Below are 21,411 nucleotides of genomic sequence, written 5' to 3' on the forward strand. Positions count from 1 at the left end.
GCGGGTACGACAACGCGTCAGGCAGTCACCGGACGCGCGACGGTCGGCTTTCAGGCAGTCACGGCACGCGGCGCGGTGCGCGCCTCGCAGTGCGGGGAGGTGTGCATGGGCATCTCGGTCAGGCCCGGGTAGTACACGTGCAGGCTGACCGCGGGTTCCAGCGCGTCGTTGACGACTTCGTGGGCGTACCCCGGCGCGAACACGCGCTGGGCGCCCGCCGGCAACGCGCGCGTGGCGCGGTCGGTGCGCTCGGTGAGCGCGCCCTCCAGGACGGTGAGGACACCGGAGGAGCGGCCGTGGTCGTGCAGCCCGCTGCCCTGCCCCGGCACCCAGCTCAGCAGCCACACCTCGTAGCCGGGGCCGGTGCGCAGCCGGTGGTACCAGCGGGTGGTCGCGTCGTAGCGGACCAGGTGCGCCCACTGGGAGCGGTCGGCGGCGATCGAACGGGCGAGGCCCACGAACTCGGCGACGGTGGCCGGGTGCTCGCGCGGCGGCTGGAGCAGGTGCGGGACTTCGAGGATGTCGCCGGCGATCTGGAGGTCGTTGTCGCTGTTCATCGGGTGCGTGGTCCCTCGGCGGAAGAACGGAGGAGTGGGGCCCGGGAAGGGAGGGTGCTACGGAGTGGCGAGCGGCCGAGTCGGCTCGTGGGACTCGGTGTCAGCCGGAGCGGGAGACAGGCTCAACAGCTGGTACAGCGACAACAGCTACAGCGGGACCGGGCAGCACCGTGGGACCCGGCGGTGCGGGTCGAGGTGAGTGCCGAGTTCGCGAGCATGCCCCAAGGACACCGGCTCACACCTGCGCTGTCAACTCGACGACCGGTATGTGGGACGCGGTTCACCTCTTCCGGTGCACCTCTCAGGCGAAAGGTTTGTTCAAACGGACCCCGGGACACATGGCGCACATCCGGGCACTCGGGTCCCGTGCAACGCGATCGAACACGGGGACGTCCTTCTTCGTACAGAGATCTGTACGGGTTCCGACCGGTCCTGAGGGTCTCGCCTGCGTGTCGAGGTTTATGGCGATTTGAACACTTTCCGCATGGCCTTGGTTCCGCAGAGTGAATAACGGGCTCAATAGCAGATCTCGGCTTGACTCGCCCGGAGCAGCACACTTGTAATTTCACTCGTGTCGTTCAGCCGGGACCGGTAACGGCAACGCACGGGGACGCGAAAGACAGACGAGGGGCGCACATGACCGAGCTGGTGCAGCAACTGCTGGTCGACGACGCGGACGAGGAACTCGGCTGGCAGGAGCGCGCGCTGTGCGCCCAGACCGACCCCGAGTCCTTCTTCCCCGAGAAGGGCGGCTCCACCAGAGAGGCGAAGAAGGTCTGCCTCGCCTGCGAGGTCCGCTCCGAGTGCCTTGAGTACGCCCTCGCCAACGACGAGCGGTTCGGCATCTGGGGCGGTCTGTCCGAGCGGGAGCGCCGCCGGCTGAAGAAGGCCGCCGTCTGACCTCACGTCCCGCGGTCGCCCGAGCACGCATCCGCACGAAAACGTCACGAACGGCCCGTCGCCGGTGGGTTATCCACAGGCGGCGGGCCGTCGTCTTGGCCAGCCGATAGTGTGGTCGCTCGTCCGAGACACCCCGCTGTCCCCTCGACCCCTCGAGAGGGCACAGGCGTCCACCGCAGTCCACCGAACCGGGGCCCGTACCTCGATGTCCGTGCACAGCCATACGGCAGCCCAAGACCCGGCCGCCACAGCGGCGTTTGACCCGTCCCGCAAGGCGGCGTTCGACCCGGCCCGTGAGGCGGGCTTCGACCCGTCCCGCCCGCCCGAGTTCCCGCGTCACGTGGTCACCGCGGTCCTCGTCTCCCACGACGGTGCCCGCTGGCTGCCCGACGCCCTCGCCGGCCTGCTCGGCCAGGAGCGCCCCGTGCAGTACGCGGTGGCCGCCGACACCGGCAGCGCGGACGACTCCGCGAGGCTGCTCACCGACGCGCTCGGCGACGCGGGCGTCCTGCACCTCGCCCGCCGCACCGGCTTCGGCCAGGCCGTCGAGGAGGCGAGTCGCACCGCCCCGCTTCTCACCCCGGACGAGCTGCCGTACCTCAAGCGCCCGAGCGGCTGGGACCCCGTCACCCGCTCCTGGCGCGACGACGCCTACGACCTGCCCGAACTGCCGCACGGCGAGCCCGTCCAATGGCTCTGGCTGCTGCACGACGACTGCGCCCCCGCCCCCGACGCCCTCGCCGAACTGCTCCGCGTCGTCGAGAACGAAATGGAGCTGGGCCGCGACGACGTGGCGATCGTCGGTCCCAAGCTGCGCGGCTGGTACGACCGCCGGCAGCTGCTGGAGGTCGGCGTCTCCATCGCCCACTCCGGCCGCCGCTGGACCGGCCTGGACCGCCGCGAACAGGACCAGGGCCAGCACGACCACGTCCGCGGCGTGCTGTCCGTCTCCACCGCCGGCATGCTCATCCGCCGCGATGTCTTCGAACGGCTCGGCGGCTTCGACCGCCGGCTGCCCCTGATGCGCGACGACGTCGACCTGTGCTGGCGCGCCCACACCGCGGGCCACCGCGTCCTGATCGCCCCCGACGCCGTCGTACGCCACGCCGAGGCCGCCTCCCGCGAGCGCCGCACCGTCGACTGCGCCGGCCGCACCGCGGCCTCCCCGCACAAGGTCGACAAGGCCGGCGCCGTCTACACCCTGCTCGTCAACACCCGCGGCGCCGTGCTGCCCTGGGTGCTGCTGCGGCTCGTCCTCGGCACCGCCCTGCGGACCGTCGCCTATCTCGTCGGCAAGGTGCCCGGCCAGGCCGTCGACGAGATCCGCGGCCTGCTCAGCACCCTGCTGCGCCCCGAGCGGATCATCGCCGCACGCCGCCGTCGCGGACCCGCGCAGATCGACAAGGGCGAACTGCGCCAGCTCTTCCCGCCGCCCGGCGCCACCGTCCGCGCCACCGTGGAACAGCTCGCCGGCAACTTCACCAGCGGCTCCGACACCGACACCGCCTCGGCCGGCCGGCACGGCGGCGCGGTGGAGTCCGGGCCCGGCGGCGACGACGCCGAGTTCCTGGAGGTCGAGCAGTTCGCCCGGCTCAAGCGGATCGCCCGCAAACCCGGCCCGGTGCTCTTCCTCGCCCTGCTGGTCATCTCCCTGATCGCCTGCCGTGCCCTGCTCGGCGGCGGAGCGCTCACGGGCGGCGCCCTGCTGCCCGCACCGGCCGGCGCCGGCGAGCTGTGGTCCCGCTTCGCCGACTCCTGGCACCCGGTCGGCGCGGGCGGCACCCCGGCCGCACCGCCCTACCTCGCCATCGTCGCGACCCTCGCCGCGGTCCTGTTCGGCTCCACCGGACTCGCCGTCACCACGCTGCTGGTCGCCTCGGTACCGCTCGCCGGATGCACCGCCTACTTCGCCTCCCGGCCGCTCGTCACCTCGCGGCTGCTGCGCGCCTGGGCGGCCATCGCCTACGCCTTCCTGCCCGCCACCACCGGCGCCCTGGCCGACGGCCGTATCGGCACCGCCGTACTCGCCGTGCTGCTGCCGCTCATCGCGCGCGCCGGCATCGCCGCGAGCGGCCTCGCGAACCGCTCCGGCGCGCGCGGCAGTTGGCGCGCCACATGGGCGTACGCCCTGCTGCTGACCATCACCACGGCCTTCACCCCGATCGTCTGGCCCATCGCGCTGCTGCTCGGCGCCGGCGTGCTCGTGCTGCGCCGCGGCGACCTCGTCGCCCACGCCCTGCGCCTGCTCGCCCAGCTCGGCACCCCGCTGCTGATCCTCGCTCCCTGGTCGCTGACCCTGCTCCCGACCGGCTTCTTCAAGGAAGCCGGCCTGGCGTACGGCGGCTCGGCGGCCTCCGCGCTCGACCTGCTCGGCACCAGCCCCGGCGGTTCCGGCACCGTGCGGGGCGTGCTGCTCATCGGCATCGTCCTCGCCGCCCTCGCCGCGCTGCTGCGCTCCGAGCGGCAGCTCGGCATCCGCACCGCCTGGGCGGTCGCCCTGGCCGGCCTCGTCTTCGCCGTTCTGTCCAACCGGTCCGCCTGGGCCGGACCGGCCACCCTGGTCTACGGCCTCGCCCTGCTGGCCGCCGCCGCCCTCGGCGCCGACGGCGCACGCGCGCGTGTGGCCGAGCAGAGCTTCGGCTGGCGCCAGCCCGTCGCCGCCCTGATCGCCCTCGCCTGCGCCGTGGGCCCGGTGCTCGTCGTCGCGGGCTGGATGATCCGCGGCGCCGACGGCCCGCTGAAGCGCCACGACCCGACCCAGGTGCCCGCGTTCGTCGCCGAGGACTCCACCACCGGCGACCGGGCCCGCACCCTGGTCCTGGACAGCGACTCCACCGCGCGCGTGCGCTACACCCTGGTCCGCGGCTCGGGCGCCCGCATGGGCGACGCCGAAGCCGGCGCCGCCGACGGCGAGAACACCCGGCTGGACAAGGTCGTCGCCAACCTCGTCGCCGGCTCCGGCGCCGACCAGGCCGACCAACTCGGCGGCTTCGCCGTCCGGTACGTCCTCGTGCACAAGGGCGCGCCCCGCGACATCACCCGCGTCCTCGACACCACTCCCGGACTGAGCCGGCTCAGCCAGCAGAACGGCAGTGCCCTGTGGCGGGTCGACCAGGAGGTCTCCCGCGCCACCATCGTCCCCGCCGGCGGCTCGGGCACCGCCCAGCCGGTCAGCGCCGGACCGGTGGAGATCCACACGAGCGTCCCGTCCGGCGCGGACGGCCGTGTCCTGCGCCTCGCCGACACCGCCTCCGCCGGCTGGACGGCCACCCTGGACGGCAAGCCGCTCACCCGCACCACGGTCGACGGCTGGGCCCAGGGCTTCCAGCTGCCCGCCACCGGCGGACAGCTGGACGTCACCTACGACGACCCGGTCACCCACACCGCCTGGCTGTGGGCCCAGGGCGCGCTCGCCGTCGTCCTGGTCGTCCTCGCCCTGCCCGGCCGCCGCCGCGACGTCGACGACGACATGCCCGAGGAGGAGCCGGTGCCCGCCCAGGCCGCCGCGGGCGAGGGCCGTCGCGCCCGCCGCCTGCGCGCCCAGGCCGAGGAGCAGGCCGCCGAGGAACAGCCCGTGGACCCGCCGCCGGCGGACCCCCCGGCCGCCGTACCCCACCAGCAGTCCTACGACGGGTTCGACCAGGCCTCCTACGCGAACGCCGGATACCCCGGCTACGGCACCGACCAGTACCACGACGGCGCCCAGTACCCGCCCTCCGGCTACGACCAGCAGGCATACCCGCCCGCCGACCCGTACCAGACGGGCCAGTACGACCCGTACGCCTACGGCGGCACGGCCGACCAGATGCCGTACGACCCGACGGCCTACCAACAGGGCTACGACCCCGGGTACGACCCCGCCCAGCAGGGCTACGACCCGGCCCAGCACCCCCACGGCACCGGCAGTGAGCGCCCCGACGGGAGCCAGCAGTGAACCGCACCACCCTGTCCCTGATCGCCGCCACCACCGCACTGGCCGCCGTCACCGCGTTCGCCGCGCTGGACGGCCCGTCCGCGTCCGGGGCCGCCGCGTCCGAGGCGGCCGCGCATCTCCCGGTGCAGCGCACGAGCCTGATGTGCCCCGCGCCGAGCATCTCGGACATCGCCGACACCTCGTACACGTCGTACACGCCCGTCACCGCGGGCGTGCCGAGCACCGGCAAGGCCCAACTCCAGTCGGCCGACGAGCAGTCGGGGGACGACACGGGCACCTCACAGACCGGCAAGGGCGGCAAGGACGCCAAGGGCTCCAAGGGCTCCAAGGGCGCGAAGAAGACGACGGACCAGCCCGTCCTCACCCCGAAGGCGCCGGGCACCCCGGTCTCCGGCGACACCTCCGGCGCCGACACGCCCGCGCTCATCGGCACCGCCGACGGGAAGTTCGCGCCCGGCTGGACCCTGCAGGAGACCACCGAGGTCGCCGCCGGCACCGGCCGTGGCCTGCAGGGCGTCAACTGCACGGCCGCGGACACCGAGTTCTGGTTCCCGGGCGCCAGCACGGCCGCGAGCCGCACCGACTACGTCCACCTGACCAACCCCGACGACTCCGCCGCGGTCGTCGACATCGAGCTGTACGGCAAGGACGGCGCGATCAAGTCCCCGCTGGGGGAGAACCTCAACGTCCCGCCGCACGCGAGCAAGCCGATCCTGCTCTCCACGCTCACCGGCGAGCGGCAGGACGACCTGACCGTGCACGTCACCGTGCGCAGCGGCCGGGTCGGCGCCGCCGTGCAGGCCCTGGACGACAAGACGGGCGGCGACTGGCTGGCCGCGGCCACCGACCCGGCCGGCTCCCTGGTCCTGCCCGGCATCCCGAAGGACGCCACCGACGTCCGGCTGATCGCCTTCACCCCCGGTGGCGACGACGCCGACCTCAAGGTCCGCCTGGCCTCACCGGACGGCCTGATCACCCCGGCGGGCAACGAGACGCTGCACGTGAAGTCGGGCATGACGACCACGGCCGACCTCGGTGCGGTGACCCGCGGCGAGGCGGGCTCTCTGGTCCTGACCCCCACCGACCAGTCGGTCCCGGTGGTCGCGGCGCTGCGGGTCGTCCGGGGCAAGGGCGACAAGCAGGAGACGGCCTTCATCCCCGCCACCGCCCCCGTCGCCGCGCGCGCGACCTCGGCCGACAACAGCGCCAAGGGCACGACCCTCGCCCTGACGGCACCCACCGCCGCCGCCACGGTCAAGGTCACCGCCTCGGCGGGCAGCGAGGGCGGCACCGCGACGACGAAGACGTTCACGATCAAGTCCGGCACCACCGAGAACGTCCCGGTCCCCGTCCCCTCCGGCCTCAAGGGCACGTACGCCCTCACCGTCGAACCGGTCTCCGGCGGCCCGGTCTACGCCTCCCGCACCCTCGCCGCCACCGAATCGGGAGTCCCCGGCTTCACCATCCAGACCCTCCCGGACGACCGCGGCATGGTCGCGGTACCGAAGACGACGGAAGACCTGTCGGTCCTGCAGAAGTAGCCCGACAGCAGGCGGGGGCCGGGGTGCCCCCTCCGGTGGTGCCCCCCTTTCGAGGGGAGGCACCTCGCACGCGTGTCAGTCCTCTCCGTACCGAGGATCCACCGTCTCCGGAGTCAGTCCGAGCAGCTCCGCCACCTGCTCCACGACCACCTCGTGCACCAGCGCGGCCCGCTCGTCCCGGCCCTTCGTCCGGATCTCCACCGGCCGCCGGTACACCACCACCCGCGCCCGCCGCCCGTCCCCCGCCGGAACGACCCCGCCGAGCGGCACCGCCTCGTCGTTCCACGCCTGCTCACCCCGCCCGTCCAGCCGGGGCACCTCCAGCACGAGGAAATCGATGTCGGCCAACTGCGGCCACCGCCGCTCAAGACGCTCCACGGAGTCCTGCACCAGGTCCGCGAACACATCGGCCCGGCTGGCCGCCAGCGGCACCTGCGGCGGTGCGATCGGCCCCCGCATGCCCCGGCCGTGACGATCACGGCGACGAGGCCCGGGGCCGCTGGCACGGGGCGGTACACGGTTGTCCATCACTGGGGAAGCGTAGTCCCCGCGCGCTCCGCCCGCCCGGCCCCACACGGCACCCGCCCCCTCGCCGGCCGGCGAGGCGCCTCCTTGCGCCAGTCGGCGGCACCGGCCTGCGCCAGTCGCCGCGCCACGCTCGGCCGATCGGCTCGCCCCCGATCGGTCCTATTCCACTCCGAACGGCTGCTTCCATCTCATGTCGCAGGATGACCATTCCAGCCAACGTCTGGCCCGTTTGCGTAACCCTCGAAGACCGCTGAACTCAAGGCAATTGACGGTGTTTGTGTCGACTCATGACCGTATCGAGTCGTGCCCAAAACCTGCCGACAACCCGTCCTTGCAGGTCAACAAGGCTTCCCCGAAGGGGTGTGTGGGGTGTTTCACAGCGCGACACAGTGGAGTGACGTGGTGGAGAGTCGTCGCGGCCCGCTCAAGAGTGCGGTACCGTCCAACGTCGTGAGCCCTGTACGTCGCTGTTCGCGAACCGCCTGCGGCCGACCCGCCGTCGCGACGCTGACGTACGTCTACGCCGACTCGACCGCGGTCCTCGGCCCGCTCGCCACCTACGCCGAACCCCACTGCTACGACCTGTGCGCCGAGCACTCCGAGCGCCTCACCGCCCCCCGCGGCTGGGAGGTCGTCCGCCTCCTCGACGGCTCCGCTCCCGCGCGGCCCAGCGGAGACGATCTGGAGGCGCTCGCCAACGCCGTACGCGAGGCGGCCCGCCCCCAGGAGCGCGCCGCCGAGGCGGGCGGCGGCGGAGCCCGTACCGCGGACCCCATGGAGGTCGCCCGCCGCGGCCACCTGCGAGTGCTGCGCTCACCGGACAACTGAGCCGGCAGCCGAGCGGACACCGGCACCGGACACTGGGCACCCGACCCGGCACCGGACACTGGGCACCCGCCCCGGACACGGGAGACGGTCGCGCGGGACCCTCATCGGGTGTCCGCACACCTCCCCCTTACCCCCGACGGGTAGTTTGTGGGCACCCATAGGACTTTCAGGAGGGTTGGCCGTGACTGCTGATCTGTCGCAGATCGTGAAGGCGTACGACGTACGCGGAGTGGTTCCGGACCAGTGGGACGAGTCACTGGCCGGGCTCTTCGGCGCTGCCTTCGCGGAGGTGACGGGTGCGGCGGCGATCGTCGTCGGCCATGACATGCGGCCCTCGTCCCCGGGCCTCACCCGCGCCTTCGCGCGCGGCGCGGCGGAGCGCGGCGTGGACGTCACCGAGATCGGCCTGTGCTCCACGGACCAGCTGTACTACGCCTCGGGCGCGCTGAACCTGCCGGGTGCCATGTTCACCGCCTCCCACAACCCGGCCCAGTACAACGGCATCAAGCTGTGCCGCGCGGGCGCCGCCCCGGTCGGCCAGGACACCGGCCTCACGCAGATCCGCGAACTGGTCGAGGGATGGCTGGAGTCGGGCGCCCCCGAACCGGTCGCCGAGCCGGGAACCCTGACCACCCGTGAGACGTTGGACGATTACGCGGCGCACCTCCGCTCCCTCGTCGACCTGACCTCCATCCGCCCCCTGAAGGTCGTGGTCGACGCCGGTAACGGCATGGGCGGCCACACGGTCCCCACGGTCTTCGCCGGCCTGCCCCTGACCCTCGTGCCGATGTACTTCGAACTGGACGGCACCTTCCCGAACCACGAGGCCAACCCGCTCGACCCGGCCAACCTCGTGGACCTGCAAAAGCGCGTCCCGGCGGAGGGCGCCGACCTCGGCATCGCCTTCGACGGCGACGCCGACCGCTGCTTCGTCGTGGACGAGCACGGCGACCCGGTCTCCCCGTCCGCGATCACCGCCCTGGTCGCCCGCCGTGAACTCGCCCGCCACGGCGGCGCGGGCACGATCATCCACAACCTGATCACGTCCCGCACGGTCCCCGAGGTCGTCAAGGAGCACGGCGGCACCCCGGTCCGCACCCGCGTCGGCCACTCCTTCATCAAGGCCGAGATGGCCCGCACCGGCGCGATCTTCGGCGGCGAGCACTCCGCGCACTACTACTTCAAGGACTTCTGGAACGCCGACACGGGCATGCTGGCCGCCCTGCACGTGCTCGCGGCCCTCGGCGGCCAGGACGGCCCCCTCTCCGGCCTCGTCGCCCAGTACGACCGCTACACCGGCTCCGGCGAGATCAACTCCACCGTCGCCGACCAGTCGGCCCGCCTCGCCGCGATCCGCTCCGCGTACGAGGGCCGCGCCGGCATCACCCTGGACGACCTCGACGGCCTCACCGTCGCCGCCGCCGACTGGTGGTTCAACGTCCGCCCCTCCAACACCGAGCCCCTCCTCCGCCTGAACGCGGAGGCGAAGGACGAGGCCACGATGGCGAAGATCAGGGACGAGGCGCTGGCCATCATCAGGGCCTGACACAGGCATGCGGTGCCCTTCCGGCGGCCCGGCCCGGCCCACAGCGCCCAGGGGCCGGCCGCCGGCGCCCCCCGGTCGGGACCCGCAGCCCGGCCCAGCCGGCCCGGCAGCGGTACGCTGACCAGCGGCCAAAGAAACCCCGCCCTCGAAGGGACACCTCATGCCGCTCGAAGCCGGCCTCCTGGAGATCCTCGCCTGCCCGGCCTGCCACGCCCCCCTCAAGGAGCAGGACACCGAGCTGATCTGCACCGGCCAGGACTGCGGCCTCGCCTACCCGGTCCGCGACGACATCCCGGTCCTCCTCGTGGACGAGGCCCGCCGCCCCAAATGACGAGGCCCGTCCCCTCGTAGGACCCTCCTCGACCCCTCGTAGCGAAACGGCGCCCACCGCGTGGCGAGAGGCGCCCACCCCCTGGAAGGCTCCGCACAGGACCCCCGGCGACCGGAGGCTGCCGCCCATGCTGGACGAATCGCTGCTCGACACCCCGGAGGGCCTCGCCGAGGCCGACCGGCGAGGCCTGCTGCGCGGCGCCGCCGAGGCCGGCGCCCGCGTCCGCACCGCCGCCCGGCACGCCGCCGAGGCCGGCATCGGCGACCTCAAGCCCGACGGCCGCCCCCGCGCCGTCCTCATCGCGGGCCCCGGCGCCGCCGCCACCCACACCGCCGACCTCCTCGGCACCCTGGCCGGAGTCGGCAGCCCCGTGGTCCGCCTGGACCCGACCGGCGTCGCCCCGGCAGCCGGAGCCCTGCGCTGGGAACTGCCGGGCTGGGCCGGCTCCGTCGATCTGCTGCTGATCGCCACCCCGGACGGCACCGAACCGAGCCTCTCCCTCCTCGCCGACCAGGCCTACCGCCGCGGCTGTTCGCTGGTCGCCGTGGCCCCGCCCCGCACCCCGCTCGCCGAGGCGGTGGCCGGCGCCCACGGCCTGTTCGTACCGATGGCGACAGCCCCGTACGACCAGGAGGAGCCGCTCGCCGCGTCCGCCCCGGGCGTCTTCTGGGCGCTGCTCACCCCGCTGCTGGCGCTGCTGGACCGGGTCGGGCTGATCGACGCCCCGCCGGAGGCCCTGGAGAAGGTCGCCGACCGCCTCGACCACATCGCCGAGCGCTGCGGCCCCGCCATCGCGACCTACAGCAACCCGGCCAAGACCCTGGCCGCCGAGCTCGCCGACGCGCTCCCGGTGGTGTGGACGGAGGGCTCCTCGGCGGGCCCCGCCGGGCGCCGTTTCGCCGCCGCCCTCGCCGAACTGGCCGGCCGCCCCGCGCTCGTCGCCGAACTCCCCGAGGCGCTCACCGCCCACAGCGCCCTGCTGGCCGGCCCGCTGGCCGCCAGCGCCGACCCCGACGACTTCTTCCGCGACCGCGTCGAGGAGCCGCCCGCGCTGCACGCGCGCGTCGTGCTGCTGCGCGACCGCCCGATCAGCGGCCTCACCGCCGCACCCGCCGCCCGTGACCTGGCCCTCAGCCACGACACGCCGATCAGCGAGCTGGAACCGGAGGAGGGCGGCGAACTGGAGACGCTCGCAGAACTGATCGCCGTCACGGATTTCGCCGCCGTTTACCTGGCGCTCGCTTCGAGGGCCTGATCTGGTCACAGGCCGGAACACCCGGGCCCCCGCGCCCACCACCGGCACGGCGGCCGACACCGCCGCCGGCCCCGGCTGAGCAGCCGTACGTACGGAGACAGAGAAGAGACATGGACCGCCTCGACAACACCGTCCGCCCCTACGCCTGGGGTTCCCCCACCGCCATCCCGCACCTCCTCGGCGTCGAGCCGACCGGTGAACCGCAGGCGGAGATGTGGATGGGCGCGCACCCCGGAGCCCCGTCGCGCACCGCGCGCGGGACGCTCGTCGATGTCATCGACGCGAACCCGGAGGCGGAGCTGGGCGAGGCGGCCGTGGCGAAGTTCGGCCCGCGGCTGCCGTTCCTGCTGAAGATCCTCGCCGCCGGTGCGCCGCTCTCCCTCCAGGTGCACCCCGACCTGGAGCAGGCCAAGGAGGGCTACGCCGACGAGGAGCGCCGCGGCATCCCGGTCGACGCCCCGCACCGCAACTACAAGGACGCCAACCACAAGCCCGAACTGATCTGCGCGCTCACCGAGTTCGACGGCCTGTGCGGCTTCCGCCCCCCGGCCCGGGCGGCCGACCTGCTCGCCGGACTCGGGGTCGACACGCTCAAGCCCTACGTCGACCTGCTGCACGCCCGCCCCGAGGACGCCGCCCTGCGCGAGGTCCTCACCGCGATCCTCAGCGCCGACCCGGAGGAGATGGCGCACACCGTCGCCGAGGCCACCGCCGCCGCCACCCGTCTCGGCGGCGACTACGCCCCCTACGCCGACATCGCCCAGCACTATCCGGGCGACCCCGGCGTCATCGCGGCCATGCTGCTCAACTACGTCCGCCTGCAGCCCGGCGAGGCCCTGTTCCTCGGCGCCGGCATCCCGCACGCGTACCTGAACGGCCTCGGCGTCGAGATCATGGCCAACTCCGACAACGTCCTGCGCTGCGGCCTGACCCCCAAGCACGTCGACGTTCCCGAACTGCTGCGCATCGTCCGCTTCGAGGCCGGCGACCCGGGCGTGCTGCGCCCCGAGGCCTCCCCGGACGGCGAGGAGGTCTACGAGACGCCGATCGACGAGTTCCGCCTGTCCCGGTACGTCCTGCCCGAGGGCGGCACCGCCCACGCCCTCACCCTCGACACCCCGCAGATCCTGCTCTGCACGGCCGGGACCGTCCGCGCCGGCGAGCACGAACTGCACGCGGGCCAGTCGGTCTTCGTCCCGGCCGGCGAGAAGACGGAGATCTCGGGCACGGGCACCGTCTTCCGCGCCACCGTGGTCGTCTGACCCGGGCTGTGAACAGTCCGCGGATCATATGACCGGGGTTGTGGATACCTGACGCGCCGGAGCCCGGCCGGGCTGCAAGAATGACCCACCGGCAAAGGCCGGGCAATGCCGGGCACCCCCTGGCACTGCCGGGCACGGACGTACGGAGACGTACGACGGCGACAGCGGCGAAGGGACATCGCGAACATATGAGCGCGTCAGGCGGTACGAAGGCGATCGTGGCGGCACTCGGCGCCAACCTCGCGATCGCGGTGTCGAAGTTCGTCGCGTTCGCGTTCAGCGGCTCCTCGTCGATGCTCGCCGAGGGCGTCCACTCCCTCGCCGACTCCGGCAACCAGTTCCTGCTCCTCATCGGCGGCAAGAAGGCCCAGCGCGAGGCAACCCCGCAGCACCCGTTCGGCTACGGCCGCGAGCGGTTCATCTACGCCTTCCTGGTCTCGATCGTGCTGTTCTCCATCGGCGGCATGTTCGCCGTCTACGAGGGCTACGAGAAGATCAGTCACCCGCACGAACTGGACAACTGGTACTGGCCGGTGGGCGTCCTGGTCTTCGCGGTCATCGCCGAGGGCTTCTCCTTCCGCACGGCCATCAAGGAGTCCAACGAACTGCGCGGCAGACTCTCCTGGGCGCAGTTCATCCGCCGCGCCAAGGCACCCGAGCTGCCCGTCGTCCTGCTGGAGGACTTCGGCGCGCTCATCGGCCTGGTCCTCGCCCTCTTCGGCGTCGGCCTGGCCGTACTCACCGGCGACGGCGTCTGGGACGGCATCGGCACGGTCTGCATCGGCGTCCTGCTCGTCTGCATCGCCCTCGTCCTGGCCGCCGAGACCAAGTCGCTGCTGCTCGGCGAGGCCGCGGGCACCGAGGAGGTCAAGAAGATCGAGGCCGCGATCGTCGACGGCGACACCGTCACCGGCGTCATCCACATGCGCACCCTGCACCTCGGCCCCGAGGAACTGCTGATCGCCGCCAAGATCGCCGTCCAGCACGACGACACGGCCACCGAGGTCGCGAACGCCATCAACGCCGCCGAGGCCCGTATCCGCGCCGCCGTCCCGATCGCCCGCGTCATCTACCTCGAACCGGACATCTACAGCGAGGCCGAGGCCGCCAAGGGCCCCGACCCCGAGGCCACCCCGGGCGGCCCGACCCCGCACGCGACCGGCCACTGAGGCCTCCGGCCGCACCACGGGCGGAAGCCTGCCGCCCTGTCGAGGCATCCGAGGGGCGAGGTGCACGAGGTCGAGGCGTGCGGGCCCGCCCCGCCGGCCCGCACACCTCCCCTCAGCTCACCCCACCTCGGCGAGCACGTCGAGGACCGCCCCCTCGTCCGGCGCGGCCAGCAGCCGCTCCCGGAACCCGGCATCCATCAGCTTGCGCGAGAGCAGCGCGAGGATTCGCAGATGCTCGTCACCCGCGGCCGCCTCCGGTACGGCGATCATGAACACCAGCCGGGCCTTCGTACCGTCCAGCGAACCCCACTCGACACCCTCCGCGGACCGCGCGAACCCCACGACCGGCGCGGTCACCGCGTCCGTCTTGGCATGCGGGATCGCGATCTCCTCACCGAGCCCGGTCGTCCCCTGCTCCTCACGCCGCAGCGCGGTCGCCACCAACGCGTCCGCATCGGCGACCCGCCCGCTACGGCCCAGCAGCTCGGCCATCTCCCGTATCGCGGCGCCCTTGTCACCGGCCGCGAGGGCGACCTTCACCGTGCGCCCGGTGAGATACCCGGAGAGCACTTCGGCTCCACTGCCCTCAGCAGTCGTGTCCGTGTCCGCCGAGACGAGCAGCGACCCCGCCGCGCCCACGGCCTCGTCCTCGGCCGCCGCGTCCTGCGCCCGGACCTGACCGGGTACGACCACATCCGCGGACACACCCGCACCGCTCGACGGCGCACCCGCACCCGCACCCGCACTCGATGACCGCGGGATGCCTCCACCGGGACCACCCGCACCCGCGAGCGCGGGCACCGCACCCGCACGCCCCCGACGCCCGCTCATGTCGACCAGCGCCACGGTCGTCACCGCGGTGACCACCGACCCGATCACCACGGCGACGAAGAACATCGGCACCCCGCTCACCGCACCCAGCACCGCCACGATCGGCCCTCCGTGCGGCACCGCGTCCTTCACCCCGGCCAGCCCCGCGACCGCACCGGCCACCGCGCCACCGAGCATGTTCGCCGGGATGACCTGCGCCGGCCGCGCCGCCGCGAACGGAATCGCGCCCTCCGAGATGCCGAAGCAGCCCATGAACAGTGCGGCGAGCCCCGTCTCCCGCTCCTGCTCGGTGTACAGCCGCCGGCGGATCAGCGTGGCCAGCCCCTGGCCCAGCGGCATCACCGGGATCGCGGCCGCGCACATGCCCATCACCGTCTGGTTGCCGCTCGCGATGAGTCCGGCACCGAACAGGAACGCCGTCTTGTTGACCGGCCCGCCCATGTCGAAGGCGATCATCAATCCGAGAATCGCGCCGAGCAGGATCGCGCTCGTCCCCGTCATCCCGCCGAGCCAGCTGGTCAGATGCTCGAACACCCAGGAGATCGGCTTGCCGATGACGTAGATGAAGAACAGCCCGAGCGCCGTCGTCGCCACGATCGGGATCACGATGATCGGCATGATCGGCTGCACGAACTTCGGCACCCGGACCTTCTTGATCCACAGCACCAGATACCCGGCGAGGAACCCGGTCACGATCGCCCCGATGAAGCCGGCGCCCGCCTTGGAGTCGTACAGCTCTCCCGTGTTGGCGATCCAGCCGCCGATCATGCCCGGCACCAGCGCCGGCCGGTCGGCGATCGCATAGGCGATATAGCCGGACAGGATCGGGATCATCAGCTGGAAGCCGATCCCGCCGATCGCGTTGACGTGGGCCCAGAAGGTGCCGTCCGGGATCACATAGCCCTTGGACGTCGCATGCCCGCCGAGCGCGAGCGAGACCGCGATCAGCAGACCGCCGACGACCACGAACGGGATCATGTACGACACGCCGTTCATCAGCGCCTTGTACACCGGCCCCCGCTCCCTGCCGCCACCCGCGGACGAGGCCGCCGGACGACCGGCCGCGTCCGGCGCGTGCACGGGCGCCGACCGCACCCGGTCGATCAGCTGCTCGGGATGGTGGATGCCCTCGGCGACCCCGACCGTCAGCACACGCTTACCGGCGAAACGGCTCAGGTCGACGTCCTTGTCGGCCGCGACGATGACACCGTCGGCCTGCCTGACATCGTTGTCATCGAGGGCATTCTCGGCCCCGATGGATCCCTGCGTCTCCACCTTCATCTCGATGCCACGGCTCGCCGCGGCCTGCGCGAGCTTCTCCGCCGCCATGTACGTGTGCGCGATGCCGGTCGGGCAGGCGGTCACCGCCAGCAGCTTCGTCTGCCGCCGCTCGTCATCGCGGCCACCTGTGGAGGGAGGGCCGGCCGGACTGGTCACGTCGATCTCCTAACGCCTTCGTCGTACGAGGCACCGTCCCGGACACCTCGCGAGCGGAACCGGACGGCCCCGGTCCTTCTGCATCCTGCCCCACCCGTCCCCCGGCCCCAAAGGTGCGAAAGTCCCCGTTCGCACTGGCCTGTGGGCTCCTGCTCCCCTGTTTCCGCGCCCCCACCGGCCCCCCTTCTGCCCCCGCCCCGCACATCGAAAACGCCTCCCGCACGGCTCGAAGCCCCTGGAGGCGGACTGGGGCCGACCGGGTCGTCCGGTGTAGCTTGGGACGGAGCCAGACGTCGCTGCTGATGGCGGTCGGGCGGTCCCAGCACGGGCCGGCCGAGGGAGAGAGGGCCTCCGACGGACTGCGCTGCGCCTACGTGGGCATGCCCGTGTCCTCTTCTCGGACACCCGTGCGTCCGCCGCCGCGCAGACCAGCCGTACCCACCTCGCCCCAACTCCGAGGAGCAGCTCGTAATGACGACTGTCGAGAACCGACAGGACTTCAAGGTCGCCGACCTCTCGCTGGCCGAGTTCGGCCGCAAGGAGATCACCCTCGCCGAGCATGAGATGCCGGGCCTGATGGCGATCCGCAAGGAGTACGCCGAGGCCCAGCCCCTCGCCGGCGCCCGTGTCACCGGCTCCCTGCACATGACCGTGCAGACCGCCGTGCTCATCGAGACCCTGGTCGCCCTCGGCGCCAAGGTCCGCTGGGCGTCCTGCAACATCTTCTCCACCCAGGACCACGCGGCCGCCGCGATCGCCGCCGCCGGGATCCCGGTCTTCGCCTGGAAGGGCGAGACGCTGGAGGAGTACTGGTGGTGCACCGAGCAGGCGCTGACCTGGCCGGACAGCCCCACCGGCGGCCCGAACATGATCCTCGACGACGGCGGTGACGCCACCCTCCTCGTCCACAAGGGCGTCGAGTACGAGAAGGACGGCCAGGTCCCCGGCCTGGAGACCGCCGAGTCCGACGAGCACCGCGTCATCCTCCAGCTGCTGCACCGCACCCTGGGCGAGAACCCCCAGAAGTGGACCCAGCTGGCCTCCGAGATCCGCGGCGTCACCGAGGAGACCACCACCGGCGTCCACCGCCTGTACGAGATGCACCGCGACGGTTCGCTGCTCTTCCCGGCGATCAACGTCAACGACGCGGTCACCAAGTCCAAGTTCGACAACAAGTACGGCTGCCGGCACTCCCTGGTCGACGGCATCAACCGCGCCACGGACGTCCTGATCGGCGGCAAGACCGCCGTCGTGTGCGGTTACGGCGATGTCGGCAAGGGCTGCGCCGAGTCGCTGCGTGGCCAGGGCGCCCGGGTGATCGTCACCGAGATCGACCCGATCTGCGCGCTGCAGGCGGCGATGGACGGCTACCAGGTCACCACCCTGGACGAGGTCGTCGACAAGGCCGACATCTTCGTCACCACCACCGGCAACAAGGACATCATCATGGCCTCGGACATGGCCAAGATGAAGCACCAGGCGATCGTGGGCAACATCGGCCACTTCGACAACGAGATCGACATGGCCGGCCTCGCCAAGATCCCCGGCATCGTCAAGGACGAGGTCAAGCCGCAGGTTCACACCTGGAAGTTCCCCGACGGCAAGGTGATCATCGTCCTGTCCGAGGGCCGCCTGCTGAACCTGGGCAACGCCACCGGTCACCCGTCGTTCGTGATGTCCAACTCCTTCGCGGACCAGACCCTGGCCCAGATCGAGCTGTTCACCAAGCCCGACGAGTACCCGACCGATGTCTACGTGCTGCCCAAGCACCTCGACGAGAAGGTCGCCCGCCTCCACCTGGACGCCCTCGGCGTCAAGCTGACCACGCTGCGCCCGGAGCAGGCCGCGTACATCGGCGTGGAGGTCGACGGCCCCTACAAGCCGGACCACTACCGCTACTGATACCGGCGACCCGTAGCCCCGCCCACCGGGGAGCGCGCTGGTGCACCACCGCGCTCCCCGGCAGCAGGTCTCCAGAGGCAGGCCCCCGCACCCCCGTGCCGGGGGCCTGCCCCTTTGGCCGGTCCCGCCCGGACCGGCGGCCCGTCACGACCCAGGACCCCCATGCCCCGCGGCCGTTATTCGCTCCACGATCCGCACGATCACACCCCCCTCGGTGAAGAACACTTCCAGTGCGCCCCCGGCCCTTCCGGCTGGCGCTATGTCTCCCGGCTGACCGGCCCCGCCGGCGATCAGCGCGGCTCGGTCGACCTGACCCTGGACGACCTCGGCCGCCCCATCCGTCTCGAACTCCATGCGGGAGGCTGGCAGGTGCGTGGCGCCGCCCTCGACGGCGTCACCTGGGTCCGCACAGACCCGACCGGAACCCATGCCACCGAAGGCAATGTGCGCGCCCACGCCTTCACCGGCACGTCCCCCGCGTTCCTCGTCGCCACCGCCCGTCTCCTACGCCTCACCCCCTCGTCCGACGCGACCCGCGTACGCCTGGTCGCCTTCACGGACCCGGTCCTCGCCCCCCGCACCGTGGACCAGTCCTGGGCCTTGGTGAACAGCGAAACACACGCCACTGACAACGCCCCCCTGGCCGTGGACGAATACCAGGTCACAGCCCTGGACACGGGCGAACGGCACACCGTCCACATCGCCGGCGACGTCGTCCTCGCCGCCCCCGGAATCGAGCTGGAGGACCTCGAATCACCGCCGTCGACGTTCGTCTGAGTGCGGGTACGGGTACGGGGGCCGAGAGGGGCCAACGGGACTGACGGGACTGAGGGGACCTAGTAGAACGACGGGACTGACGGGACCGAGAAGAACGACGGGACTGACGGGACCGAGAAGAACGACGGGACTGACGGGACCGAGAAGAACGACGGGACTGACGGGACCGACGGGATCGGTAGGTCCGGCAGGGCCGTCGTAGCAGGACCCGAGCGGGTGCCGCTCTACGCCGGCGGGGCGAAGCCGGTGGCCGGGCGGTCGGTCGGCGGGTGGTCGTGCGAGGCCTCGGCCGGCGGTGTCAGCGGGGCCAGCGGCTGCCGGGCCCCATCGCGGGGCGGCTCAGGCTGACCGGGGTGCTGCGGCCAAGCCGCGGCGGGAGCGGGCGGCTGATACACGGCAGGCGCACCGGGCGCGGCCACCGTCGGCGCGAAACCCCCGGCGCCGAACGCCCGCCGGGCCTCACGCGACTGCCGCTCGTGCAGGACCGCCGCCAGAAAGGCGGCCGCCGGGAGATCATGCGGCACCGACGCGCCTGTCCGCGCCGCGAGGTCGGCGGCGAGCCGCTGGGCCATCCCCAGCGACACCTGTGGATCGAGCTGCCCCATCCGCGTCAGGTACTGCCGAACCGCAAGCCACAGGCCGTCGGGGACCGCCGACATATCCAGCTCGGCGAATCGCCCCGCGAGCCACGGAGGGGGTGGCGGAACGAAGCCGGTCCGGCCGGTGGGTATCCGCTCACGCACGACCAGAGTGCCCGCGAACACGTCTCCGAGCCGCCGGCCTCGCTCCGACACGAGCGAGGCGATGCAGGCGATCACGCCGAACGACAGCAGGATCTCGACGACGCCGACCGCACCGCGCACCAGAGCGTGCCGGAACCGGATCGGCCCGCCGTCGTCCCGCACCACCCGGAGCCCGAACGCCAGCTTCCCCAGCGAACGCCCGTGACTGAGCGTCTCCACCGCGATCGGTCCACCGACCAGCACCAGCAGAAAGGTGGCGATGGACAGCGCCACCTGCGCGGCGTCGTCCAGAGACGCGGTCGACATCACCACGGCCGTGGTGACGACGACATACCCGATCACGGCCACCACGAGGTCGAGCAACACGGCCAGCGCCCTGCTCGGCAACTTCGCCGGCCGCAGTTCGAGCGCCACCGCCTCGCCCGTCACCAGCTCACTCACGCCCGCTGCCCTTCCTGATCTGCCCCCGGAACCGCAAGTCTGCCAAGCTGTGAGCGCATCGCGCCGCAGTACGACAAGCTGACAGCGATCAACAGCATCCACCACGAGCGGTCGACGACCACCCGAGGAGCAGGCAGACCCGATGGACCTGGACGTCTTCGTCTCCGTGCACCGAGCCGAATGGGACCGCCTGGACGCCCTGCTCCGCCGCCGGCGCCGCCTCAACGGCGCCGAGGCAGACGAACTCGTCGCTCTCTACCAGCGCACCGCCACTCACCTCTCCCTCATCCAGTCCAGCGCCCCGGACCCGCAGCTGACGGGACGGCTCAGCCAACTGGTGGCACGCGCGCGGAACGCCGTCACCGGCACCCGCCGTGCCTCATGGCGCGACGTCACGCGCTTCCTGGGCCAGGGCTTCCCGGCCGCTGTGTACCGCGCGCGCCGCTGGTGGGTACCCACGGCACTGATATCCACCGTCATCGCGATCCTGCTGGGCTGGTGGATAGGCACCCACCCCGAGGTGCAGTCCTCCATAGCCGCGCCCAGCCAACTGCGCGATCTGACCCGCCCGGGCGGCGAGTACGAGACGTATTACTCCAGCCATCCCGCGGCGGCCTTCGCCGCCCAGGTGTGGACGAACAACGCCCAGGCGGCCGCGATGTGCCTGGTCCTGGGCATCTTTCTGGGCCTGCCTGTCCTCTGGATCCTCTTCGAGAACATGCTCAATCTGGGCGTCGGTTTCGGCCTGATGTCCTCCGCCGGCCGACTCGACACCTTCCTGGGGCTGGTCCTTCCGCACGGTTTTCTCGAACTGACCGCCGTCTTCGTGGCCGCGGGTACGGGCCTGCGCCTGGGCTGGACCCTCATAGACCCTGGCCCCCGCACCCGGCGCACCGCGCTCGCGGAGGAAGGGCGAGCAGCGGTCGGCATGGCCATCGGTCTGGCCCTCGCCCTCTTCGTCTCCGGCGCCATCGAAGGCTTCGTCACCCCGTCCGGACTACCCACCTGGGCCCGCATCGGAATCGGCGTCCTCGCCGAACTGGCATTCCTGACGTACGTCTTTGTCCTGGGGGGCCGAGCGGTACGCGCAGGTGAGACCGGCGATCTCGAAGCAGCCGACCGCAGCGCCACGGTCCCCACCGCGGCTTGATGTGCGTTCCACGCCTGTGAGCTGCTAGTCTCCTCTTCGCCCCGCAAGAACCGTTGACACGGAAGGAGCGGGGAGGTAGATTCAAACAGTTGCCTAGAACTGGACAAGTTCGGCGGCGGCCGTTAGGCTCTACGAGCTTCCACAGAATGTCGAGAACGGCATCTCGGAGAAGCGACCCCCCGATTACTCAGAAATGAGCGGCCGGTTCGACCGGCCAAAAACTTCTGATAAAGTCGGAACCGCCGGAAAGGAAACCGCGAGAAAGACGCGGGGAACTGG

16 protein-coding genes are annotated in these 21,411 nt (G+C 72.1%); 12 read left to right on the top strand and 4 right to left on the bottom strand.

The genetic code is table 11. From position 1 onward, the window contains the following. Positions 1 to 50: 50 nt before the first annotated feature. Positions 51 to 557, bottom strand: a complete 507-nt coding sequence (locus IE277_RS35370) for a cysteine dioxygenase (RefSeq protein WP_189957837.1) — start codon at positions 555 to 557, stop codon at positions 51 to 53. 636 nt (positions 558 to 1,193) lie between these two features. Here IE277_RS35370 and IE277_RS35375 point away from each other — a divergent pair. The 3 genes from IE277_RS35375 (at position 1,194) to IE277_RS35385 (ending at position 6,932) form a co-directional block, all read left to right on the top strand. Further along, a complete protein-coding gene (locus IE277_RS35375; protein WP_003975777.1) occupies positions 1,194 to 1,457 on the top strand; it encodes a WhiB family transcriptional regulator in 264 nt (87 codons plus the stop codon). Between the two features lie 205 nt (positions 1,458 to 1,662). Then, a complete protein-coding gene (locus IE277_RS35380; RefSeq protein ID WP_189957838.1) occupies positions 1,663 to 5,391 on the top strand; it encodes a glycosyltransferase in 3,729 nt (1,242 codons plus the stop codon). After that, complete coding sequence (locus IE277_RS35385; RefSeq protein WP_189957839.1) at positions 5,388 to 6,932, top strand: DUF5719 family protein; 1,545 nt, start codon at positions 5,388 to 5,390, stop codon at positions 6,930 to 6,932. Before IE277_RS35380 ends, IE277_RS35385 begins: the two co-directional genes overlap by 4 nt. Before the next feature lie 75 nt (positions 6,933 to 7,007). Here the strand turns inward: IE277_RS35385 and IE277_RS35390 are convergent, their stop codons facing one another. Then, a complete protein-coding gene (locus tag IE277_RS35390) occupies positions 7,008 to 7,460 on the bottom strand; it encodes a metallopeptidase family protein (RefSeq protein ID WP_189957859.1) in 453 nt (150 codons plus the stop codon). Positions 7,461 to 7,862: 402 nt separating this feature from the next. Here IE277_RS35390 and IE277_RS35395 point away from each other — a divergent pair, with 402 nt between their 5' ends. From IE277_RS35395 to IE277_RS35420, 6 genes are all read left to right on the top strand, one after another. Further along, entirely contained in the window at positions 7,863 to 8,288 is a 426-nt protein-coding gene (locus tag IE277_RS35395) for a DUF3499 domain-containing protein (RefSeq protein ID WP_031225760.1), read from the top strand. 181 nt (positions 8,289 to 8,469) lie between these two features. Then, complete coding sequence (locus IE277_RS35400) at positions 8,470 to 9,834, top strand: phosphomannomutase/phosphoglucomutase (RefSeq protein ID WP_189957840.1); 1,365 nt, start codon at positions 8,470 to 8,472, stop codon at positions 9,832 to 9,834. Positions 9,835 to 9,994: 160 nt separating this feature from the next. Beyond that, positions 9,995 to 10,165 carry a Trm112 family protein gene (locus tag IE277_RS35405; protein WP_189957841.1) on the top strand — a complete coding sequence of 57 codons (171 nt, stop codon included), beginning with the start codon at positions 9,995 to 9,997 and terminating at the stop codon, positions 10,163 to 10,165. 127 nt (positions 10,166 to 10,292) lie between these two features. Further along, complete coding sequence (locus IE277_RS35410) at positions 10,293 to 11,420, top strand: SIS domain-containing protein (RefSeq protein WP_189957842.1); 1,128 nt, start codon at positions 10,293 to 10,295, stop codon at positions 11,418 to 11,420. A 110-nt stretch (positions 11,421 to 11,530) separates the two neighbouring features. Further along, complete coding sequence (manA, locus tag IE277_RS35415; RefSeq protein ID WP_189957843.1) at positions 11,531 to 12,682, top strand: mannose-6-phosphate isomerase, class I; 1,152 nt, start codon at positions 11,531 to 11,533, stop codon at positions 12,680 to 12,682. Between the two features lie 188 nt (positions 12,683 to 12,870). Beyond that, positions 12,871 to 13,851, top strand: a complete 981-nt coding sequence (locus IE277_RS35420) for a cation diffusion facilitator family transporter (RefSeq protein WP_189957844.1) — start codon at positions 12,871 to 12,873, stop codon at positions 13,849 to 13,851. A 117-nt stretch (positions 13,852 to 13,968) separates the two neighbouring features. On the opposite strand, the gene IE277_RS35425 is transcribed toward IE277_RS35420, so the two are convergent. After that, complete coding sequence (locus IE277_RS35425) at positions 13,969 to 16,119, bottom strand: fructose-specific PTS transporter subunit EIIC (RefSeq protein ID WP_189957845.1); 2,151 nt, start codon at positions 16,117 to 16,119, stop codon at positions 13,969 to 13,971. A 471-nt stretch (positions 16,120 to 16,590) separates the two neighbouring features. Between IE277_RS35425 and ahcY the strand changes: the two genes are divergently transcribed. Together ahcY and IE277_RS35435 are read left to right on the top strand one after the other, a co-directional pair. Beyond that, positions 16,591 to 18,021, top strand: coding sequence for an adenosylhomocysteinase (ahcY, locus tag IE277_RS35430; protein WP_189957846.1), 1,431 nt, complete (start codon positions 16,591 to 16,593; stop codon positions 18,019 to 18,021). Positions 18,022 to 18,183: 162 nt separating this feature from the next. Then, complete coding sequence (locus IE277_RS35435) at positions 18,184 to 18,798, top strand: hypothetical protein (RefSeq protein WP_189957847.1); 615 nt, start codon at positions 18,184 to 18,186, stop codon at positions 18,796 to 18,798. Positions 18,799 to 19,022: 224 nt separating this feature from the next. Here IE277_RS35435 and IE277_RS35440 read toward each other — a convergent pair whose 3' ends face one another. Continuing rightward, positions 19,023 to 19,982 carry an RDD family protein gene (locus IE277_RS35440; RefSeq protein ID WP_189957848.1) on the bottom strand — a complete coding sequence of 320 codons (960 nt, stop codon included), beginning with the start codon at positions 19,980 to 19,982 and terminating at the stop codon, positions 19,023 to 19,025. A gap of 142 nt (positions 19,983 to 20,124) precedes the next feature. On the opposite strand from IE277_RS35440, the gene IE277_RS35445 reads away from it, so the two are divergent. Beyond that, positions 20,125 to 21,132, top strand: coding sequence for a stage II sporulation protein M (locus IE277_RS35445; protein WP_189957849.1), 1,008 nt, complete (start codon positions 20,125 to 20,127; stop codon positions 21,130 to 21,132). Positions 21,133 to 21,411: the final 279 nt, after the last annotated feature.

The sequence above is a fragment of the Streptomyces alanosinicus genome (genome assembly GCF_014650595.1).
Lineage (GTDB): Bacteria > Actinomycetota > Actinomycetes > Streptomycetales > Streptomycetaceae > Streptomyces > Streptomyces alanosinicus.